Origin of the sequence: Streptosporangium sp. NPDC000239 (assembly GCF_040300765.1) — a bacterium.
In the GTDB taxonomy this organism is placed as follows: Bacteria; Actinomycetota; Actinomycetes; order Streptosporangiales; family Streptosporangiaceae; genus Streptosporangium.
Window position 1 is genome coordinate 14,604 of the sequence record NZ_JBEPEI010000020.1, and the last position, 19,006, is coordinate 33,609.

A 19,006-nucleotide genomic window follows, 5' to 3' on the forward strand; every position below is an offset into this window, starting at 1 on the left:
GACTCCGGCGATACTAAGGGGGTGGGTCCGGTCCCTGCGACAGACGAGGAGACTCTGGAGCAGCGGAGCGCGCGGTTCGAACGGGATGTCATGCCCTATCTCGACCAGCTTTACTCCGCGGCCCTTCGGATGACCCGGAACCCGGCGGATGCCGAAGACCTCCTTCAGGAGACCTTCGCCAAGGCCTTCGCGTCCTTCCACCAGTTCCAGGAAGGCACGAACCTCAAGGCCTGGCTGTACCGCATCCTGACCAACACCTTCATCAACAGCTACCGCAAGAAGCAGCGGGAGCCCAAGCAGTCGGGCGCCGAGGAGATCGAGGACTGGCAGCTCGCCAGGGCCGAGTCGCACACCTCCGGCGGCCTGAAGTCGGCGGAGATCGAGGCGCTCGAACACCTCCCCGACAGTGACGTCAAGCAGGCGCTCGCCGCCCTGCCCGAGGAGTTCCGCATCGCGGTCTACCTCGCCGACGTGGAGGGCTTCCCCTACAAGGAAATCGCCGACATCATGGGCACGCCCATCGGGACCGTGATGTCGAGGCTGCACCGCGGCAGGCGTCAGCTGCGGACGCAACTTGAGGACTACGCCCGTGAGCGTGGTCTGGTCCCCGCGGAGGGTGCGAAGTGAGCGAGCACGGCGACTTCTGTGGCGAGGTGATCGCATGAGCTGTGGAAAGCCCCACGCCACCGACTGCCGGGACGTCCTGGAGAAGGTCTACACCTACCTCGACGGCGAGCTGGACGAGGGCAACTGCGCCGACATCCGCGTGCACCTGGACGAGTGCGGTCCCTGCCTGGAGGAGTACGGTCTCGAACAGGTGGTCAAGCAGCTGATCGCCAAACACTGCGGCTGTGACAAGGCCTCCGAGGACCTGCGTGCCAAGGTGCTCGGCCGGATCGAGCAGGTCCGCTCCGAACTGACGGGCTGACCTCTTAGGATCTCTCGTACGGCTGTGCCACACGAGAGACCTGGGGGTTTGGCATGCGGATACTCGTCACCGGTGGGGCCGGGTTCATCGGTTCCACCCTGGTCGACCGGCTGCTGGCCGACGGCCACGAGGTCACCGCGGTCGACGACCTGTCCGGTGGAGACCGGGGCAACCTCGCCGCCGCGGCCGAGAGCCCGCGCTTCTCCCTGCACGAGATGGACATCCGCGACCCGGCCCTGATCGGCCTGGCCGCCGAGGTCAGGCCCGAGGTGATCTGTCACCTGGCCGCGCAGATCAGTGTGCGCAAGAGCGTGGCCGACCCCGTCCACGACGCCAGGCTGAACGTCGAGGGGACCGCCTCGGTGCTGACCGCCGCCCACCGCGGCGGCACCAGGAAGGTCGTCCTCGCCTCCTCCGTCGCCGTGTACGGCAGGCCCGCCGTCATCCCGGTGCCCGGGGACGCGGCCACCGACCCGCGCTCGCCGTACGCGGCGTCCAAGCTCAGCGCGGAGACCTACCTGGCGACCTTCAGGGCGTTGTACGGCATCGAGTACACCACGCTCGTGCTCGCCAACGTCTACGGCCCGCGCCAGTCTCCGCAGGGGGAGGCGGGGGTGGTGGCCATCTTCACCGACGCCCTGCTCAACGGCACCCCCACGGTCGTGTACGGCGACGGCACCCAGACCCGTGACTACGTGTTCGTCGACGACGTGGTGGACGGCTTCGCGCGGGCCTGCGGGCAGGAGGGCGACGGCCGCAGGTTCAACCTGGGCACGGGCGTCGAGACGACGGACCGGGCACTGCACTCCCTGGTCGCCGCCGCGGCGGGGGCCCCCGACGCGCCGGACAGCGCGCCGGCCAGGCTCGGCGACCTGCCGGCGATGGCGGTCGACCCCACCCCGGCGTTCGAGGGCCTCGGCTGGCGGCCGGGAACGGACCTGGCCGCCGGGCTGAAGGTCACCGTCGACTGGGCCAGGGCCAGGCGTACGGCGCCGTAACGGGTGCGAGCCGTACGGGATGGTCCGTGATGGCGTGGGGTGATGGATTGGTTACGCTTTGCTTGCGATTCCACGTCTGCCGGTCTTGGCCTGTTCGGCTTCTGTAGCCTGAGTGGGAAATCGACATGGAGGCAGCGCATGTTGAAGGAAACGGTCACCCCCATCCGACTGGGGATCTCCTGGACCTGAGCACGCGCGCGTAGGACCCCAAGGGTGGCCGCTTTGCGTGGACTGCCGTGGTTTGCCAAGGTCTATTTGGTCGCTGTGATCGGAGTGGCGTGCGCGCTGCTCGGATACAGCGTGGCGGGAAGCGATCGTCTGGAGTGGCTCGACTGGTCGAACCTCCTGGTGCTGGCCCTGCTGTTCCTGGTGTGCGAGTCGGTGCCGACCCTGCTCAACGTCAAGCAGGCGGCGGTCTCGGTCAGCTTCTCGGCCGCGCTCGCCGCCGTGGTGCTCGTCGGGCCGCAGGGCGCCGCGCTGGTCGGCATGACGGCCGTCTTCAGCGTGCGTCCCGGGCTGCCGCTGGTCAAGCGCCTGTTCAACGGCGCCCAGTTCGCCATCTGCGGTTACGCCGCGGGCTGCGCCTACGAGTGGCTCGGCGGCAGGGCCAGGCTGCCGGACATCGCCGGGTTCGACGACCTGATCGTGCCGTTCGCCGGGGCCGCGGCTGTCTTCGTACCGCTCAACTTCGTCCTCATCGCGATCGTCCTGGTCGTCACCGGGCAGGCCGACCAGGTGCCTCCGCTGCGGGGACTGGCCCAGTTCATGGTTTCCTACCTGGGTTACGCCACCTTCGGACTGCTGATCGCCGGGCTGTGGGCCACGGTCAACTCGATCTCCGCGGTGCTCGTGCTGCTGCCGCTCTTCGTCGCCCGCTGGGCCTTCGGCCAGTACCTCGCCCAGCAACGCTCCTACGACGCCACGATCGCCGCGCTGTGCCAGGCGGTGGAGACCAAGGACTACTACACCCGAGGCCACTGCACCCGGGTCTCGCTGGCCTCCGGAATGATCGCCCAGGAGATCGGCATGGGCTCCGAGAGGTTGCGGGCGATTCGCTACGCCGGGATGCTGCACGACGTGGGCAAGCTGGGAGTGCCGACCAAGGTGCTGCAGAAGGACGGGCCGCTCACCGAGGAGGAGTACGCCGCCATCCAGCTGCACCCGATGCGCGGACTGGAGATCGTGCGGGGCATCGACTTCCTCGACGAGGCGTTCGCCGGGATCATGCACCACCATGAGCGGCAGGACGGAAAGGGGTACCCGATGGGGCTGGCCGGGGAGGAGATACCGGAGTTCGCCCGGATCATCGCGGTCGCCGACGCCTTCGACTCGATGACCTCCGACCGCTCCTACCGGGGCGCCCGGCCCGTGGAGGTGGCCATGGCCGAACTGCGCAAGGGGGCGGGCACTCAGTTCGACCCGGAGATGGTCGTCGCCTTCACCAAGGCCGTCGACCGTCACGGCTGGGAGGCGCCGCGCAAGGTCGTCGCACCCCCCGAGGACACGGCGGAGACGACCGCCAAGGACCACGACGATCCGACGATGCCCATCCAGGTGGTGCCCGAGCGGTGAGCAGCACCACCACGACAACCCTGGCCACCAGGACGTTCCGGCGGCTCGACTCCGGTCAGCTCCTGCTGATCTGCGCGGCCGGTCTGCTGGCGGTCGCCGGGGTCGCGCACACGGCCGCGACCGGTCTGACCGCCCCCAGCGTCGCCGTCGGGTTCGGCGCGCTGATCGCCGCGGGTGAGCTGGCCAGGCTCACGATGCCGGGCAACAGGGAGGTCGCGCCGATCGGCGCCGCCGCCGCCCTGGGCTACACGTTGCTGCTGGATCTGGGGGGCGTCCCGGCCCGGCACACGGCCCTGCAGGTCATCGCGGTGCTGACGGTCGGCATGATCGCCGGTGCGCTGCCGCATCTGGCGGTCGGCAGGCCGCCGAGCCCGGACGCCATGGCGCGCAGGCTGTTCACCGGCGCCCTGCTCGCCCTGGCCTACCGGCCGCTGGCCGGTCCGCTGTTCGAACTGGCCAAACGTCCGGAGGGGGGCTGGTGGCCCGCCCTCGGGGTGATGGGCCTGCTCGTCCTGGTGATGGTGCTGGTCGACGTGCTGCTGGCCGCCGTGCTGCGGGCCGAGCAGGTGCGGGCGGCCTTCGGCGTCGCCGTACAGGACGAGCTGCGGATGGCGGCTCCGCTGTGGGCGGCGGTTGCGGCCTCGGGCATCCTGCTCGCGCTGGCCTCGCACAGCATGGACATGGCCGCGCTGCTGGTCTTCGCCGCGCCCCTGCTGGTCACCCAGGTGGCCTTCCGTAAGTACGCCGGGATCAGGGCGACCTACCTGCAGACGGTCAGGGCGCTGGCGCGGGTGACCGAGGTCGGCGGTTACGTCGAGCCGGGGCACTCCCACCGGGTCAGCCGCCTGGCCGTGGCGACCGGCCGTGAGCTGGGCATGGCCGAGCCCGAGCTGCTCGACCTGGAGTACGCCGCGCTCATGCACGACATCGGGCAGTTGTCCCTGCGCGACCCGATCCCCGGCGGAGCCACGGTCCTCACCGAGCCCGAGCAGGCCAGGCGCATCGCCGAACTCGGGGCGGAGGTGATCCGCCAGACCGGGGTGCTCGACCGCGTCGCCGAGATCGTCCGGCGTCAGTGCGACGGCTGCGCGGAGAACCCGCCGGTGGCCAGCCGTGTCATCAAGGCGGCCAACGCCTACGACGACCTGGTCGGCGGGTCCGTCGACCGCGACCGGGCAGGGGCGGCGCTCGAACGGCTCCACCTCGGCGCGGGGGAGGAGTACGACCCCGAGGTCGTCGAGGCCATGACCCGCGTCGTCGGCAGGCTGGCCTGCCTCAACAGACTTTGAGCCGTACGGTTTCCTCGCACTGTTGTGGGTTTCCTACAGATCGTGTTGCCGTGATCGGTGGCTCAGACGAAGGGCCGAGTGGGGAAGCCGGTCATAAGGTGGAGCGGTCGAAAGGGGTCCACCACAGTGTTCGAGTCCGTTCTGGTCGCCAACCGCGGCGAAATCGCACGACGGATCATCCGTACGGTCCAGCGCATGGGCCTGCGGGCCATCGCGGTGTATTCCGAGGCAGACGCGGATCTGCCGTTCGTCAGGGAGGCCGACGAGGCGATCCTTCTGGGGCCCGCGAACCCGGCGCAGAGCTACCTCGACGCGGAGAAGGTCCTGCGGGCCGCCCGTGAGTCGGGCGCGCAGGCGATCCACCCCGGGTACGGCTTCTTCTCGGAGAACGCCGCGTTCGCCAGGGCCGTGGCCGAGGCGGGAATTGTCTGGATCGGCCCATCTCCCGAGGCGATCGAGCGGATGGGCGACAAGATCAACGCCAGGAACCTCATGGAGGAGGCGGGCGTGCCCGTCGCCGCGGGAACCCGTACCCCGGTCACCGACCTGGAGCAGGCGGTCGCGGCGGCCGAGGAGATCGGCTACCCCCTGATGGTGAAGACGGCCGGGGGCGGCGGCGGTATCGGCATGGGCGTCGCCCACGACGCCGAGGGGCTGGCCAAGGCGTTCGAACAGGCGTCGAGGGCGGCGGCCCGCTTCGGCGGGACACCCGCCATCCTGCTTGAGCACTACATCGAACGGGCCCGCCACGTCGAGGTGCAGATCCTCGGCCTGACCGACGGCACCGTCCTCGCTCTGGGCGAGCGTGACTGCTCGGTGCAGCGCCGTCACCAGAAGGTCGTCGAGGAGAGCCCGTCCCCCGGCATCACCCAGGAACTGCGCGAGCGCATGCTGGCCGCCGCGGTCAGGGCCGGCGAGGCGGTCGGCTACCTCGGCGCGGGCACCGTCGAGTGTCTGGTCGACGCCGACAAGCAGGACTTCGTGTTCCTGGAGATGAACACCAGGCTCCAGGTCGAGCATCCGGTGACCGAACTCGTCACCGGGGTCGACCTGGTCGAGCAGCAGTTGCGGATCGCCGCGGGTGAGCGGACCGACCTCGACGCCACCCCGCGTGGCCACGCGATCGAGTTCCGGGTCTACGCCGAGGACCCCAAGCGTTTCTTCCCCGGCCCCGGCAAGATCGCCGTCTGGTCGGAGCCGTCCGGTGAGGGCGTCAGGGTCGACTCGGGCTACACCGAGGGCAACACGGTCACCCCGTTCTACGACCCGCTGATGGCCAAGCTGTGCGTGTACGGCCAGACCCGGGCCGAGGCCCTGGAGCGCGCCCGCGGGGCGGTGGCGGACTTCAAGGTCGAGGGACCGAAGAACAACCTGCCGTTCTGCGCGGAGCTGCTGGAACACCCCGAGTTCGTTGACGGGAGCTACGACACCGGGCTGGTCTCCCGGATGAGGGCCTGAGTCATCCCGTCTGGCACAGTTGAATCACAGTGATTGATAGGAGTTTCCGGTGGCTGAAGTACACGCTGAGATGGTGGCCAACGTCTGGAAGGTCCTCGTCTCCGAGGGCGACACCGTCGAGGACGGTGACACCCTGGTCATCCTTGAGTCCATGAAGATGGAGATCCCCGTCATCGCCGAGGACGAGGGGGTCATCGCCCAGCTCAAGGTGGCCGAGGGCGACGTCATCCAGGAGGGCGACCTCATCGCCGTCATCGAGTAGACCCGCGGGGCGGACGGCGCGGCCGGGGGTCAGCGGGTGAGACCGGCGAGGAAACGCTCGCGGTCGACGATCACCCGCTCCACCGTGCCCGTCGCGACGACGGAGTCGCGGTCGCGGGCGGTGAAGACGAACGACAGGCGACGGCCCTCGACCGCGGTGAGCTCGGCGCTGATCTCGACGTGGGCGCCGACCGGGCTCGCGGCCAGGTGTTCCAGCGTGACCTTCGTCCCCACGGAGGTCTGACCGGGTCCGAGGGCGTCCCCGATCGCCTGGACGGTCGCGCGTTCTGCGAAGGCGAGCAGCCGCGGGGTGGCCAGCACGGGGACGTCCCCGCTGCCGACCTTCGTCGCGGTGTCGCTCCTCTCGACCATGATGAGCAGCCGGGCGTGCATACCGGGAGCGAGCGTCATGCGGGCCAGCATAGGGTCTGATCCTGTGACCCCCTACTGCGATCACTGCGGTCGTCCTTCGGATGAGGGAGACCACGCGGCCTGTCTCGCCGCCCGTGCCTTCGAGCCGCCCCGCTACTGCGCCCGCTGCCGCCGCCGAATGGTGGTTCAGGTGACTGTGCGTGGCTGGTCGGCGCGTTGTTCGGAACACGGCTCGCTGAGCGGCTGATCGCGACTGTCCTGACCTGCCGTTTTCTGGTCGTGACCGCCAAAGTGGCTTCGTCCCCCGGCGGGTAAAGCCACAATCTGTACAATTACCGCAAAGATTTTGAGATTTGTGCCATGCTACGGCACGCGCCTTTAACAAGCTGTCCGGCCCACAGGGTTTCGTGACTTCGCCGTGACGTTGCCGCGATACAAATCCGCTTTGTTGGAGAGCCCTGAGGCGGGAGCGGAGAGGGTTACGGGGGATTTTCATGGTGGCCCAAGGCACGACGCTGGCGGGGCGGTATCGCCTGGATACCCGCATCGGCGCCGGCGGTATGGGCGAGGTCTGGCGTGGCGAGGACATCGTTCTGGCCAGGACGGTCGCCGTCAAGGTGCTGTTGCCCGGCCGTACCGACGATCCGGGCTTCCTGGTGCGGTTCCAGGGCGAGGCCCGGGCGATGGCGACGATCAACCACCCCGGAGTGGTCGAGGTCTATGACTACGGGGTTCACGAGGTGCCCGGCGCGGGGGCGACGGCATACCTGGTGATGAAGTTCGTCGACGGGGAGCCGCTCGACCGGCTGCTCGCGCGTCTGGGGAGCATCGCGCCGGGGGCGGCGATGGAGCTCATCGCCCAGGCGGCCTCGGCCCTGCAGGCCGTACACGAGCAGGGCATCGTCCACCGCGACATCAAGCCGGGAAACCTGCTGGTCCGCTCGGACGGCACTCTCGTGCTCACCGACTTCGGCATCGCCAGGTCGGACGCCGCGAGCAGGCTCACCGACGCGGGCATGGTGCTGGGCACCGCCGCCTACTGCGCCCCTGAGCAGGCGGAGGGCGCACCCGTCACACCGGCCGTGGACATCTACGCGCTCGGGGTGGTCGCCTACGAGTGCCTGGCCGGGCAGCGGCCCTTCGACGGTGACACACCGGTCACCATCGCGCTCAAACACATCCGCGAGGAGCCTCCCGCGCTGCCGCCGCACATCCCGCCCGGAGTGCGGGCACTGGTCGAGCGGGCGCTGTCCAAGGACCCGGCCCGGCGTTTCCCGAGCGGTGCCGCGATGAGCGCCGCCGCCAGGCAGGCCACGGCGGCTCCCGGCCAGCAGGGTGGTATGGCGGGCACTCCGCCTCCGGCGGTGCAGGAGACCGCCTGGCAGCCCGCGCCGCAGCCGGGTCCGCCGATGACGGGGCCCGCGACCACGCCTCCCCAGGAGAGTTCGCCACGGAGCCCGGCCACCGAGGTCGCCGTCTCCGTCCCCGGACGTGGTCGCCGGGCTTTACGCAAGCCACGGCGTAAGGGCGGGACGATCGCGGTGTTCGCCGTCGCGGGCGTGGCGTGCGCCGGGCTCGTCGGGATCGCGATCAACGCGATGGCCGCGGGGGAGACCGGCCCCACCAAGGACACCCAGGGCATGGTGGTCCCGACCGTGAGCACCTCCGCCGCGAAGCCTCCGTCCACCCACAGGCCGCCCAAGACGACCGCCCCAACGGTGAGGCCCACCCAGGACGACGAGCCGAAGCCCACCCCGACGCGGACCCCCACTCCGACGGAGACCGAATCCGACGAGCCGGAGGAGCCAACGGCAAAGCCGACGAAGACGGCTGACAACCCGAAACCGTCCTCGTCCCCGACTCACTCGCCGAGCGCGACCGCGACGCCGGTGGTGAAGAAGAAGGTGCCGAGCGTGATGGGCCTCAACGAGGAGGCGGCCAAGGCGGTGCTCAAGAAGGCCGGTTTCAAGGCGGCCTCAAGCATCGGCCCCGACGTCGACGTCACCCAGTGCATGAAGGTGGTCGAGCAGCGGCCCGGCGCGGGCACCATGTGGGACGCGAAGCGGCCGGTGGACATCACCCTGGTCAACGACGCCTGCCCGTCGAGCCCGAGCCCGAGCCCGAGCACCTCCTGATCTGGACGGCCCCGGCGATCCGGGGCCGTTCAGACCCCGGTCGTGTTGCGGGGGTAGGCGATCGCCGGATCGGTGGCGATGTTCACCATGTACGGCACGCCGGAGTCGAAGGCCCGGCGCAGCGCGGGACCGATCTCCGCCGGGTCGGTGACCAGCTCACCACCCCCGCCGAGTGCCGTCACCACCTCGTCGTATCGGCACTGCGGCTGCAACTCGGCCGCCACGTCGTAGCCGTACAGCAGCCGCATGGGGTGCTTCTCCAGGCCCCAGATGCCGTTGTTGCCGCAGATCATCACGACCGGCAGGCGGTGCCGGACGAGCGTGTCCACATCCATCAGCGAGAACCCGGCGGCGCCGTCGCCGAGCAGCAACGCCACCTGGGAGGACGGCCTGGCCAGGCGGGCGGCGATGGAGTAGCCGAGGCCGGTGCCCAGACAGCCGTAGGGGCCGGGGTCGAGCCAGTTGCCCGGCTGCCTCGGCTCGACGTACTTGCCCGCGTAGGAGACGAAGTCGCCGCCGTCGCCGATCACCACGGCGTCGTCGGCGAGGATCTTGTTCAGCTCACCGTAGATCCGCATCGGGTGGATCGGGTCGGCGTCGGAGGCCAGCAGTTCGGCGTCCCCGGCGACCGCGGCGTCGGCGGCCTCCCTCAACCTCGACAGCCACGGCGCGTACGCCTTGGGGGAGACTCCCGCCTCGCCGCAGGCTGTACCGAGACCCCAGAAGACCAGCGACAGGTCACCCGCGGCGGCACCGGAGGGCTGCATGTGGGGGGTCAGCTGCGACGGCGCGTCGGCCAGGTGCACGACCCTGGCGAGCGGGGTGCCGTTCTTGCCGCCGAACCAGCCGTAGGCGAGCCGGAAGTCCAGCGGGGCGCCCGCGACGATCACCAGGTCGGCCTGGGAGAAGGCCAGGCCGCGGGCGCGGGTGACCAGGAGTTCGTGGCCCGCGGGAAGGATGCCACGACCCTGTCCGTTGGGGATGACCGGCAGGCGGAACTCCTCGGCGAAGCCCCTGGCGACCTCCTCCGCCCGGTCCATCCACACGTCGGAGCCGAGCACCAGCACCGGGCGTTCGGCCTCGGCGAGCAGGGCGGCGATACCGGCGAGCGCGTCGGGATCGGGTTCGAGCGGTGAGGGGGTCAGGGTCCTGGTCGCGTGTTCGAGCGGGGGAGCCGGGGAGAACAGGTCGTCCATGTGGAAGTCGAGGAAGACCGGCCCCCGGTGCGGGGCGAGGGCGGTCCTGAAGGCCATCTCCACGTCCTCGCCGACGGAGTCGGGCCCGGAGCCGGTGAAGGCCAGTTTGGTGATCGGAGCCAGCAACGGCGGGTGGTCCATCTCCTGCAGTGCGCCGGAGCCCCAGCGCGACCTCGGCGCCCTGCCTCCCATGATCACGACGGGGGAGCCGTTGGCGTGCGCGGTCGCCACGCCGCTGACGCCGTTGGTGACGCCGGGGCCCGCGGTGAGCACGGCCAGACCCGGCCTGCGGGTCAGCCTGGCCGTCGCCTCGGCCGCGAAGACCGCGCTCTGCTCGTGCCGTACGTCGAGGATCGGCACGCCCTCGTGGACCGCCCCGTCGTACAGCGGGAAGACGTGCCCGCCGGACAGGGTGAACATGGTCTCGATCCCGTAGGCCTTGGAGACGGCGACCGCGATGTCGCCCGCGTGCTTTGGAGACTCCATATCGCGCAACCTACCAGTCAGTCACTTAGCCGGACAGTGATTGGAGACCCTGCCCAGATTCCCCCCGGCTAACGCTCTGACCACCTGTCACATGGGGGAACCCGCTCCTCGGACGGCACCGGGAGCGGGTTCCTCGGCTCACAGGGTCTCGGAGAGCGCCTTGATCGGCATCCGCAGGTCGGCCAGCAGGTTGAGGTCCGCCTCGGGGGTACGGCCAAGCGTGGTGAGGTAGTTGCCGACGATGATCGCGTTGATCCCGCCGAGCATGCCGTCACGGGTGCCCAGGTCGCCCAGCGTCAGCTCCCTGCCGCCCGCGTAGCGCAGGATCGTGCGGGGCAGCGCCAGTCTGAAGGTCGCGATCGTCCTGAGCGCCTCGGTACCCGTCAGCAGCGGGAACGACTCGAAGGGCGTGCCGGGACGGGGGTTGAGGAAGTTCAGCGGGACCTCGTCGGGCTGGAGTTCGCCGAGCTGTCCGGCGAACTCGGCCCGCTGCTCCAGCGTCTCGCCCATGCCGACGATGCCGCCGCAGCACAGCTCCATCCCGGCCTCGCGCACCATCAGACAGGTGTCCCAGCGTTCCTGCCAGCTGTGGGTGGTGACGACCTTGTCGAAGTGCGACCTGGCGGTCTCCAGGTTGTGGTTGTAACGGTGCACGCCCATCCCGGCCAGCTCGTCGACCTGCTCCTGGGTGAGCATGCCCAGGGAGCAGGCGACGTTGATGTCGACGGCCTGCCTGATCGCCTCGACCCCCTCGCGGACCTGGTCCATCAGCCGCCGGTCGGGGCCGCGCACCGCGGCCACGATGCAGAACTCCGTCGCCCCCGTCGCCGCGGTCTCCTTGGCCGCCTGGACCAGGGACGGGATGTCCAGCCACGCGGCGCGGACCGGTGAACTGAACTGCCCCGACTGGGAGCAGAAATGGCAGTCCTCCGGGCAGCCGCCCGTCTTGAGGGAGATGATCCCCTCGACCTCGACTTCGGGGCCGCACCACTTCACACGTACCTCGTGCGCGAGCGCCAGCAGGTCGGAAACTCGCTCTTCGGGTAACTCCAGACACCGCAGGGCCTGTCCGGCGTCGAGTCCTCTGCCTTCCTCAAGCACCTGGACGCGGGCGATGTCGAGTATGTCGCTCATGCTGCTCCACTCTGAAGGCCGTCGGCTACGGCTAGAGCCTAAATGTGGATCTGAAGGCTGAGGAGTCGAAGCCCCCTCCCAGCACGGGGGCCAGGCCCATGCGGGCCGTACGGGCGAAGGCCTCCCGGTCGAGGGATCCGGCGCCCTCGGGCAGCGCACCCGCCAGCGGCCTGGCGGCGAGCATCTCCAGATCGGCGACGTTGCACCGTTCGGCGAGGCCGGGTTCGGCGGGCCAGGAACCGATGATCACGCCCGCCAGGTCGAGGCCGCGTCCCGCCATGGCCTCCAGCGTCAGCGCGGTGTGGTTGAGCGTGCCCAGGGACGCCCGCGTCACCAGCAGCACCGGAGCGGACAACGCCCTGGCCAGGTCGGCCAGGGTCGCCCCCTCCTCGTCGAAGCGGACCAGGAGCCCGCCCGCGCCCTCGACGAGCACCAGGCGGTGGGAGGAGGCCAGATCGGCGATGCGGGCGGCGGCGTGGTCGAGGGAGACCGGGGGCAGGCCCGCGACCCTGGCCGCCGCCGCGGGGGCCAGGGGGTCGGGGAACCTGGACAGCTCGAAGGTGGTGGTCACCCCGGTCAGCCGGATGACGTCGTCCAGGTCGCCGGGGTCGAGCGCGCCGACCCCGGTCTGCGCCGGTTTCACCACCGCGACCGAGGCGCCCCGCTCCTTGGCGAGCGCGGCGACCGCGGCGGTGACGATCGTCTTGCCGACTCCCGTGTCGGTCCCGGTGATCACGAGGATGCTCATCCTCCACACCTTACGGACGTCAGGGGCGGCGAAGGCGGGTGACGAACTTGTAGCGGTCTCCCCGGTAGAGGGACTGGGCCCATTCGACCGGGTTGCCGTCGGCGTCGAAGGCGTGCCGGGTGAGCAGCAGCATCGGCAGACCCACGTCCACGCTCAGCACCTGGGCGTCGTACGGCGTGGCCAGCACGGTCTCGATGATCTCCTCGGCGTCCGTCAGCCGTACGTTGTAGGCGTTGTGCAGTGTCTCGTACAGCGAGGAGTGCACCTCAAGCTCGCGCCTGAGCCGGGGGAAACGGCGGGCGGACAGGTGGGTGGTGTCGATGGACATCGGCTCTCCGTTGGCCAGACGGAGCCGGTGGATCCGCAGCACCCGGCCGCCGGGGTTGATCGCCAGGCGCCGGGCCAGCGGCTCGTCCGCGGTGATGTAGCTGATGTCGAGGATCTTGGTGTCGGGTTCGAGGCCGACGGTCCTGAGGTCACCGGTGTAGGAGGTGAGTTGCAGCACCTGGGCGACCTTGGGGTGCGCGACGAACGTCCCCTTGCCCTGGATGCGCACCAGCCGTCCCTCGACCACGAGTTCGGACAGGGCCTGGCGCACGGTGGTGCGCGACGTCTCGAAACGCACCGCGAGCGTCCGCTCGGGGGGCAGGGCGCTGCCGGCGGCCAGGCTCTTGGTGAGCGCGAGCAGGCTGCGCTTGACGTCGTAGTACTTCGGGATTCTGGGGGATTCCTCCGTCACGCCCGCACCTCGTCCGGAGGTTCGAGGGCGACGGGACCCGTGTCCCACCCGCAGGTCCGCTCGCTTCGCTCACTCACATGGTCACCTTCATCTCGGCCACGGCGGTGAGCGCACCCTTGATCACCGCTAGATCGTCGGAACTCAGATTGGCCCGCGCGGTCAACCGCAGGCAAGAGCGGCCGGCCGGTACCGAGGGCGGCCGGAAGCATCCGACCCGCACCCCGTGTTCCGCACAGATGACGGCGGCCCGAAGCGCCGTCTCGGGTTGGCCGAGCACGATCGGGACGACCGCACCCGCCGGATCGTTGGTCTCCAGACCGAGGTCGCGGGCCAGGGCGGCCAGCTCCTTCGCTCTGGTGAGCACGTGTCCGGGCAGTTCGGGCTGATTGTGAAGGATATCTAGCGCGGCGAGTGCGGCGGCCACGCTCCCCGGCGCGAGAGCGGTGTCGAAGATGAAGGAACGGCCCGTGTTTATCAGGGTTTCGATGACCTCGGGAGCGCCGAGGACGGCCCCGCCCTGGGAACCGAGGGATTTGGAGAGTGTGACCGTTCTCACAACGGTCCGCTCCCCGGCCAGGCCCGCCGCGTGCGCCGCTCCCCGTCCTCCGAACCCGAGGATCCCCAAAGAGTGCGCCTCGTCGACCACCAGCAGCGCGCCCTGCCGTACGGCCGCCGCGTGCAGTTCGGCCAGCGGGGCCAGGTCCCCGTCGACGGAGAAGAGCGCGTCGGTGACCACGATCGCGTGCTCGGTGTCCCGGCCGGCGAGCGCCTTCTCCACGGCCGTCACGTCCCGGTGCGGGGTGACCGTCACGGGGGAGCGCGACAGACGGCAGGCGTCCACGATCGAGGCGTGGTTACCCGCGTCCGAGACCACCAGGGCGTCGCGGCCGAGCGCCGTGACGGCCGCCAGGTTGGCCAGGTACCCGGAGGAGAACACCAGGGCGCCCTCCGCGCGGGCGAAGGCGGCCAGCCGTTCCTCAAGGCGGGCGTGCAGCACGGTCGAACCGGTCACGAGGCGGGAGCCGGTCGCACCCGTTCCCCATTCGAAGGCCGCCGCGGACGCGGCCTCGGCGAGTCGCCGGTCCCCGGCGAGCCCGAGATAGTCGTTCGAGGCCAGATCGACCAGGTCGTCGTCGGAGGCCCGGGCACGCAGGACCCGTCTGAGTCCCGCGGCCTCCCGCGCCACCGCGGCGGTTCGGAAGCGCGCCAGCGGATCGGGCCCATGTGTCATGGGGGCATTTTCCCAATGTGGTGTGCCCGATTCGCGTTCGGCCCCTCAAACCACGCATGATGCACGAGTGCCGACTCTAAGCGACCTGGCGGTTCGTCACACCGCGCTCGACGACGCGGACCTTGAGTGGATGCACTCACTGGTCTCCGACTGGCAGCTTCTGGCCGACCTGTCGTTCGCCGACCTCATCCTGTGGATCCCCCTCAGGGAGGGCACCGGCTGGATCGCGGTCGCCCAGATGCGGCCGACCACGGGCCCGACCGTCTATCACGACGACATCGTGGGGATGACGGCGGCCAAGGGCGAGCGGGCGCTCATCGACACCGCCTGGAACGAGAGGCGCATCTGCCGGGAGGGCGACCCCGACTGGTCGAGCGGAGTGCCGGTGCGCGAGGAGACCATCCCGGTACGGCGCGCCGACCACTTCATCGGCGTGATCCAGCGCTCGACGAACCTCTCCTCCGCGCGCACCCCGTCACGGCTCGAACTCACCTACCTGCAGAGCGCCTCCGACCTGGCCCAGATGGTCGCCGAGGGACGTTTCCCCTTCTCCGGCGCCGAACCGATCCTGGTCCGCTCCCCGCGTGTCGGCGACGGACTGCTCAGGCTCGACCGTGCGGGGCGGGTCACCTACGCCTCGCCCAACGCCCTGTCCGCCTACCGCAGGCTGGGGCTCAACGCGGACCTGGTCGGTGCCGAGCTCGGCCGTACCACGGCGAACCTGTGCTACTCCGACGAGCCCATCAACGAGAACCTGATGATCGTGGCCAGCGGCCGGGAACCGAGGGAGACCGAGGTCGAGTCGGGCGGGACGGTCGTGCAGCTACGGGCGATCCCGCTGGTCGTGGGGGGCGGGCGCATCGGCGCGCTGGTGCTCATCCGCGACGTGACGGAGCTGCGTCGCCGTGAGCGGGAGCTGATGACCAAGGACGCGACCATCAGGGAGATCCACCACCGGGTCAAGAACAACCTGCAGACGGTGGCCGCGCTGCTGCGGCTGCAGGCCAGGCGGTTGCAACTGCCGGAGGGGCGGGAGGCGCTGGAGGAGGCGGTGCGCAGGGTCGGCTCGATCGCGATCGTGCACGAGACGCTGTCCCACACACCCGAGGAACAGGTCGACTTCGACGACATCGCCGACCGGGTGATCGCGATGACAGGGGAGGTCGCCGCACCCGAGGCACAGGTGGTGCCGCGCCGGATCGGGACGTTCGGGGTACTGCGCTCGGAGATCGCGACGCCGCTGGCGATGGTTCTCACCGAGCTGCTGCAGAACGCGGTCCAGCACGGTCTCGCCCAGCGTCCCGGGAAGCTTCAGGTGATCGTCGAGCGAGGTGCCGACCGGCTTGACGTGATCGTCTCCGATGACGGCAACGGCCTGCCGGAGAACTTCGACCTGGAGTCGTCGACCAGCCTCGGCCTGCAGATCGTACGGACGCTCGTCGTCGGCGAACTGTCGGGTAGGTTGGCGATCGAACCTCGTCAGGGCGGTGGCACCGAGGTCACGCTGAGCATTCCCCTCCCCGTGGCCTGAGACCGTGGCATGGGGTCACGGTTCGAGCCCGGGGGGAGGGGCGCGCGGGAGTCGTCGCCTGGTTTGCTAAGGTTCTGTCGGATCGCTGAGATTCAGGCGCTGACACGGGTGCGGACGCGTGCCGTGCGACGCTTGAGGGCGCGGCGTTCGTCCTCGCTCATGCCGCCCCAGACACCGGCGTCCTGACCGGACTCCAGCGCCCACTTCAGGCAGGCCTCGCTGACGTTACAGGTGCGGCAGACCTGCTTGGCCTCTTCGATCTGCATCAGGGCGGGGCCGGTGTTGCCGATCGGGAAGAAAAGCTCGGGGTCCACGTCACGGCAGGCGGCTCGGTGGCGCCAGTCCATGCGTCCACTCCTTCGGATGAGGAGCCCTTGCTTCGGCTCCGGCGGTGTACTTTGTGAAGACTTTCACTAACCAGCGCGAACGATCGCCCGAGCCTGGTTCGGTTCGGGGTTGCGTTCACTAGATCGCCGGTGGCCCAAGAGCGATGTCTCCGCTCAAAGGTCCTACGTTCCGACGTCAATGTTGAGATTGTCAGCCACGCTCAGTACATGCAAGAGGTTTGGGAGAAGGTTTTGCCTGATATGCATGTCGGATGCGTCACACGATGACCGGATGTAACTGGTCATACCACCACTTGTAACGCCTTCGGGATGGAGCGGAACGTTACCCGCTCAACCTCTCCCAGATAGTCACCATCAAGCTGAAAGGCCACGGGGCGCAGGGCGCTCACCGTGAACTCCCGTTCGTCATGGAGTTGTACCAGGTGGCGGCCGGTGGGCAGGGTCTCACGCACCCCGATGATCTGGGGCATCAGATGGCACATCGTGACAGGGTCGAGCCGCTGCAACCCCAGCAGGTCCAGGCCGGTCTCGAAACTCGCCCACGGCGTCGGGCAGACCGGACGGGAGCCCACGTAGGTCCAGGGTGAGGTGTTGGAGACGATCGCCATGAAGAGGTCGTCCGCGGGAGGCACCTCGGGCCCCTCGACGCTCATGGGCGCCTGCCGCCTGTCCGTCGACAGATAGTGGTGCAGGGCCGTGTTCACATAGCGGGCGGGCGTGGCCTTGCGTCCCGCGCCCCGCAGCCCCTCGACGGCCCTGATCACCTCGGCGTCGTACCCGAGCCCGCTGCAGAAGGTGAAGTATCTGCGCCGGCCGTTCCAGATGGCCTGGCCCAGTCCGACGGTCCTGCGTCTGTCGTCACGCAGGGCCTCAAGGATCGCGCCGACCGCCTCGACCGGGTCGTTGGGCAGCCCCAGCGCCCGCGCGAAGACGTTGGCGCTGCCGCCGGGGATCGTCAGCAGCGCGGGACGGTTCACCGCGCCCCCGCTCACACCGTCGTCCACGGCACCGTCATCGGACGAATCTTCCCGACGGGCCGTCTCGGCGTCGCCGCCCTCCACGGCTTCCCCGGTGATGTCGGCGATGCCAGGGGCGTCGAGCAGGCCGTTGACGGCCTCGTTGACGGTCCCGTCGCCGCCGAGCACGGCGACCACGTCGAAACCGGAGCCATGGGCCTCGCGGGACAGATGGGCCGCGTGCCCCCGGTACTGGGTCTCCTCGACGGTCAGATCCACCGTCGCGCCCAGCGCCCTGATCAGCACGTCCCGCGTCCGCTGGTTCGTCGTGGTGGCCTTGGGGTTCACCAGGAGCATCGCTCGCATAACGCCAGCGTATCCGCCGCGACCACGGCCACGGCGGCAGAGAAGGGCGAGATGTCCCGGCGATAGGCTTTGGCTGTGTCGAACCCCGTGTCGAACCAGCGCCCGCTCACTCTCACCGTCGCAGCCGTCGTCATGGCGCTCGAAGGCGTCGTCACCGTGCTGCTCGGCGGTTACGTCGGAGTCGAGACGGTCATCGGGCAGCCCTCTGACGTGGTGAGCTCGGCCTTCGTCGCCGGTTTCGGCATCCTGCTCGGGGCCGCGCTGGTCTGGGTGGCCCTGGGCATGCTGAGGACCGAGCGATGGTCCAGGAGCCCCGGAGTGCTCGCCCAGATCTTCGCCGTCGTCGTGGGCGTCACGCTGATCCAGTCCGACCAGCGGACGATCGGCATCCCGCTGATCACCGTGGCAGTGATCGGACTGGTCGCGCTGCTGTCACCCCCGACGACCCAGGCGCTCTACGGAGAGCACCGGGACGGCGTCTAGTCCTCCGCCGTCAGCCCCTCGCGGAGCTGAGCCAGGGTCCTGGCCAGCAGCCGGGACACGTGCATCTGGGAGATGCCCAGCTCGGTGGCGATCTGCGACTGCGTCATGTTGCCGAAGAAACGCAGCAGAAGGATGCGCTTCTCGCGGGGCGGCAGCCGTTCGAGAAGGGGCTTGAGCGACTCGCGGTACTCGACGCCCTCAAGGGAGTCGTCCACGATGCCGAGGGAGTCGGCGACCGCGGGCGCGTCGTCGTCACCGGAGTCGGGCGCGTCGAGGGAGACCGTGGAGTAGGCGTTGGCCGACTCAAGCCCCTCAAGCACCTCCTCCTCGGTCATCTTCAGGAACGAGGCCAGCTCTCCGACGGTCGGGGCACGCCCCTCGCGCTGAGACAGCTCGCTGATCGCCTTGGTGAGCGAGAGCTTCAGCTCCTGCAGACGGCGCGGCACACGGACCGCCCAGCCCTTGTCACGGAAGTGACGTTTGATCTCGCCCACGATCGTCGGGGTGGCGTAGGTGGAGAACTCCACCCCACGGGCGAGGTCGAAGCGGTCGATCGACTTGATCAGACCGATGGTCGCGACCTGGGTGAGGTCGTCGAGCCACTCACCCCGGTTGCGGAACCGGCGGGCGAGGTACTCCACGAGAGGCAGGTGGAGCTCGACGAGCTCGTCACGGATGCGCTGGCGCCGTGAGTCGTCGGGGGTCAACTCCGCCAGTTCCGCGAAAAGCAGGCGCGCGCGCACCCGGTCGGGCACCGCGTGGTCGCTGGCGGCCAT

20 protein-coding genes are annotated in these 19,006 nt (G+C 69.6%); 11 read left to right on the top strand and 9 right to left on the bottom strand.

Features of this window, described 5'->3' with window-relative positions; all coding sequences use genetic code 11:
* Nucleotides 1-21: 21 nt before the first annotated feature.
* The 7 genes from ABT340_RS34500 (at nucleotide 22) to ABT340_RS34530 (ending at nucleotide 6,507) form a co-directional block, all read left to right on the top strand.
* A complete protein-coding gene (locus ABT340_RS34500; protein ID WP_184720417.1) occupies nucleotides 22-627 on the top strand; it encodes a sigma-70 family RNA polymerase sigma factor in 606 nt (201 codons plus the stop codon).
* Nucleotides 628-661: 34 nt separating this feature from the next.
* Nucleotides 662-928 carry a mycothiol system anti-sigma-R factor gene (gene rsrA / locus ABT340_RS34505; protein ID WP_352015090.1) on the top strand — a complete coding sequence of 89 codons (267 nt, stop codon included), beginning with the start codon at nucleotides 662-664 and terminating at the stop codon, nucleotides 926-928.
* A gap of 53 nt (nucleotides 929-981) precedes the next feature.
* Nucleotides 982-1,926 carry an NAD-dependent epimerase/dehydratase family protein gene (locus ABT340_RS34510; RefSeq protein ID WP_352015091.1) on the top strand — a complete coding sequence of 315 codons (945 nt, stop codon included), beginning with the start codon at nucleotides 982-984 and terminating at the stop codon, nucleotides 1,924-1,926.
* A gap of 264 nt (nucleotides 1,927-2,190) precedes the next feature.
* Entirely contained in the window at nucleotides 2,191-3,498 is a 1,308-nt protein-coding gene (locus ABT340_RS34515; RefSeq protein ID WP_352015092.1) for an HD-GYP domain-containing protein, read from the top strand.
* A complete protein-coding gene (locus tag ABT340_RS34520; RefSeq protein ID WP_352015093.1) occupies nucleotides 3,495-4,787 on the top strand; it encodes an HD-GYP domain-containing protein in 1,293 nt (430 codons plus the stop codon). The genes ABT340_RS34515 and ABT340_RS34520 overlap by 4 nt, the downstream gene beginning before the upstream one ends.
* A 126-nt stretch (nucleotides 4,788-4,913) precedes the next feature.
* Nucleotides 4,914-6,245: an acetyl-CoA carboxylase biotin carboxylase subunit gene (locus ABT340_RS34525; RefSeq protein WP_352015094.1), complete on the top strand. Its 1,332-nt coding sequence runs from the start codon at nucleotides 4,914-4,916 to the stop codon at nucleotides 6,243-6,245.
* A gap of 49 nt (nucleotides 6,246-6,294) precedes the next feature.
* Nucleotides 6,295-6,507: a biotin/lipoyl-binding carrier protein gene (locus tag ABT340_RS34530; RefSeq protein WP_352015095.1), complete on the top strand. Its 213-nt coding sequence runs from the start codon at nucleotides 6,295-6,297 to the stop codon at nucleotides 6,505-6,507.
* A gap of 29 nt (nucleotides 6,508-6,536) precedes the next feature.
* On the opposite strand, the gene ABT340_RS34535 is transcribed toward ABT340_RS34530, so the two are convergent.
* Entirely contained in the window at nucleotides 6,537-6,917 is a 381-nt protein-coding gene (locus ABT340_RS34535) for a thioesterase family protein (RefSeq protein ID WP_352015096.1), read from the bottom strand.
* Between ABT340_RS34535 and bsaP the strand changes: the two genes are divergently transcribed.
* Nucleotides 6,916-7,125 (top strand): biotin synthase auxiliary protein BsaP, encoded by a 210-nt coding sequence (bsaP, locus tag ABT340_RS42530; RefSeq protein WP_502992568.1) that lies wholly within the window; start codon nucleotides 6,916-6,918, stop codon nucleotides 7,123-7,125. The genes ABT340_RS34535 and bsaP overlap by 2 nt on opposite strands.
* Before the next feature lie 247 nt (nucleotides 7,126-7,372).
* Nucleotides 7,373-9,013, top strand: coding sequence for a serine/threonine-protein kinase (locus ABT340_RS34540; protein WP_352015097.1), 1,641 nt, complete (start codon nucleotides 7,373-7,375; stop codon nucleotides 9,011-9,013).
* A 29-nt stretch (nucleotides 9,014-9,042) separates the two neighbouring features.
* Here the strand turns inward: ABT340_RS34540 and ABT340_RS34545 are convergent, their stop codons facing one another.
* From ABT340_RS34545 to ABT340_RS34565, 5 genes are all read right to left on the bottom strand, one after another.
* Nucleotides 9,043-10,695 carry an acetolactate synthase gene (locus ABT340_RS34545; RefSeq protein WP_352015098.1) on the bottom strand — a complete coding sequence of 551 codons (1,653 nt, stop codon included), beginning with the start codon at nucleotides 10,693-10,695 and terminating at the stop codon, nucleotides 9,043-9,045.
* Nucleotides 10,696-10,833: 138 nt separating this feature from the next.
* Nucleotides 10,834-11,829, bottom strand: coding sequence for a biotin synthase BioB (bioB, locus tag ABT340_RS34550; protein WP_352015099.1), 996 nt, complete (start codon nucleotides 11,827-11,829; stop codon nucleotides 10,834-10,836).
* A 31-nt stretch (nucleotides 11,830-11,860) separates the two neighbouring features.
* Nucleotides 11,861-12,577 (bottom strand): dethiobiotin synthase, encoded by a 717-nt coding sequence (gene bioD / locus ABT340_RS34555; protein ID WP_352015100.1) that lies wholly within the window; start codon nucleotides 12,575-12,577, stop codon nucleotides 11,861-11,863.
* A gap of 19 nt (nucleotides 12,578-12,596) precedes the next feature.
* A complete protein-coding gene (locus tag ABT340_RS34560) occupies nucleotides 12,597-13,316 on the bottom strand; it encodes a GntR family transcriptional regulator (RefSeq protein ID WP_352015101.1) in 720 nt (239 codons plus the stop codon).
* A 73-nt stretch (nucleotides 13,317-13,389) separates the two neighbouring features.
* Nucleotides 13,390-14,547, bottom strand: coding sequence for an 8-amino-7-oxononanoate synthase (locus tag ABT340_RS34565; protein ID WP_352015102.1), 1,158 nt, complete (start codon nucleotides 14,545-14,547; stop codon nucleotides 13,390-13,392).
* A 67-nt stretch (nucleotides 14,548-14,614) separates the two neighbouring features.
* On the opposite strand from ABT340_RS34565, the gene ABT340_RS34570 reads away from it, so the two are divergent.
* Entirely contained in the window at nucleotides 14,615-16,078 is a 1,464-nt protein-coding gene (locus tag ABT340_RS34570; RefSeq protein WP_352015103.1) for a sensor histidine kinase, read from the top strand.
* A 92-nt stretch (nucleotides 16,079-16,170) separates the two neighbouring features.
* On the opposite strand, the gene ABT340_RS34575 is transcribed toward ABT340_RS34570, so the two are convergent.
* Both ABT340_RS34575 and ABT340_RS34580 read right to left on the bottom strand, forming a co-directional pair.
* Complete coding sequence (locus tag ABT340_RS34575) at nucleotides 16,171-16,425, bottom strand: WhiB family transcriptional regulator (protein ID WP_352015104.1); 255 nt, start codon at nucleotides 16,423-16,425, stop codon at nucleotides 16,171-16,173.
* Nucleotides 16,426-16,706: 281 nt separating this feature from the next.
* Nucleotides 16,707-17,747, bottom strand: a complete 1,041-nt coding sequence (locus ABT340_RS34580) for a diacylglycerol/lipid kinase family protein (RefSeq protein ID WP_352015105.1) — start codon at nucleotides 17,745-17,747, stop codon at nucleotides 16,707-16,709.
* A gap of 75 nt (nucleotides 17,748-17,822) precedes the next feature.
* On the opposite strand from ABT340_RS34580, the gene ABT340_RS34585 reads away from it, so the two are divergent.
* Nucleotides 17,823-18,230: a hypothetical protein gene (locus ABT340_RS34585; protein WP_352015106.1), complete on the top strand. Its 408-nt coding sequence runs from the start codon at nucleotides 17,823-17,825 to the stop codon at nucleotides 18,228-18,230.
* Here ABT340_RS34585 and ABT340_RS34590 read toward each other — a convergent pair.
* Nucleotides 18,227-19,006 (bottom strand): RNA polymerase sigma factor SigF, encoded by a 780-nt coding sequence (locus ABT340_RS34590; RefSeq protein ID WP_352015107.1) that lies wholly within the window; start codon nucleotides 19,004-19,006, stop codon nucleotides 18,227-18,229. The genes ABT340_RS34585 and ABT340_RS34590 overlap by 4 nt on opposite strands.

What these genes read in the sequence shown, in the direction of transcription:
- bioB (WP_352015099.1), bottom strand. Translation starts at nt 11,829, where the DNA reads ATGAGCGACATACTCGACATCGCCCGCGTCCAGGTGCTTGAGGAAGGC.
- ABT340_RS34565 (WP_352015102.1), bottom strand. Translation starts at nt 14,547, where the DNA reads ATGACACATGGGCCCGATCCGCTGGCGCGCTTCCGAACCGCCGCGGTG.
- ABT340_RS34580 (WP_352015105.1), bottom strand. Translation starts at nt 17,747, where the DNA reads ATGCGAGCGATGCTCCTGGTGAACCCCAAGGCCACCACGACGAACCAG.
- ABT340_RS34535 (WP_352015096.1), bottom strand. Translation starts at nt 6,917, where the DNA reads ATGACGCTCGCTCCCGGTATGCACGCCCGGCTGCTCATCATGGTCGAG.
- ABT340_RS34590 (WP_352015107.1), bottom strand. Translation starts at nt 19,006, where the DNA reads ATGGCCGCCAGCGACCACGCGGTGCCCGACCGGGTGCGCGCGCGCCTG.
- bioD (WP_352015100.1), bottom strand. Translation starts at nt 12,577, where the DNA reads ATGAGCATCCTCGTGATCACCGGGACCGACACGGGAGTCGGCAAGACG.
- ABT340_RS34540 (WP_352015097.1), top strand. Translation starts at nt 7,373, where the DNA reads ATGGTGGCCCAAGGCACGACGCTGGCGGGGCGGTATCGCCTGGATACC.
- ABT340_RS34510 (WP_352015091.1), top strand. Translation starts at nt 982, where the DNA reads ATGCGGATACTCGTCACCGGTGGGGCCGGGTTCATCGGTTCCACCCTG.
- ABT340_RS34575 (WP_352015104.1), bottom strand. Translation starts at nt 16,425, where the DNA reads ATGGACTGGCGCCACCGAGCCGCCTGCCGTGACGTGGACCCCGAGCTT.
- bsaP (WP_502992568.1), top strand. Translation starts at nt 6,916, where the DNA reads ATGCGGGCCAGCATAGGGTCTGATCCTGTGACCCCCTACTGCGATCAC.
- rsrA (WP_352015090.1), top strand. Translation starts at nt 662, where the DNA reads ATGAGCTGTGGAAAGCCCCACGCCACCGACTGCCGGGACGTCCTGGAG.
- ABT340_RS34545 (WP_352015098.1), bottom strand. Translation starts at nt 10,695, where the DNA reads ATGGAGTCTCCAAAGCACGCGGGCGACATCGCGGTCGCCGTCTCCAAG.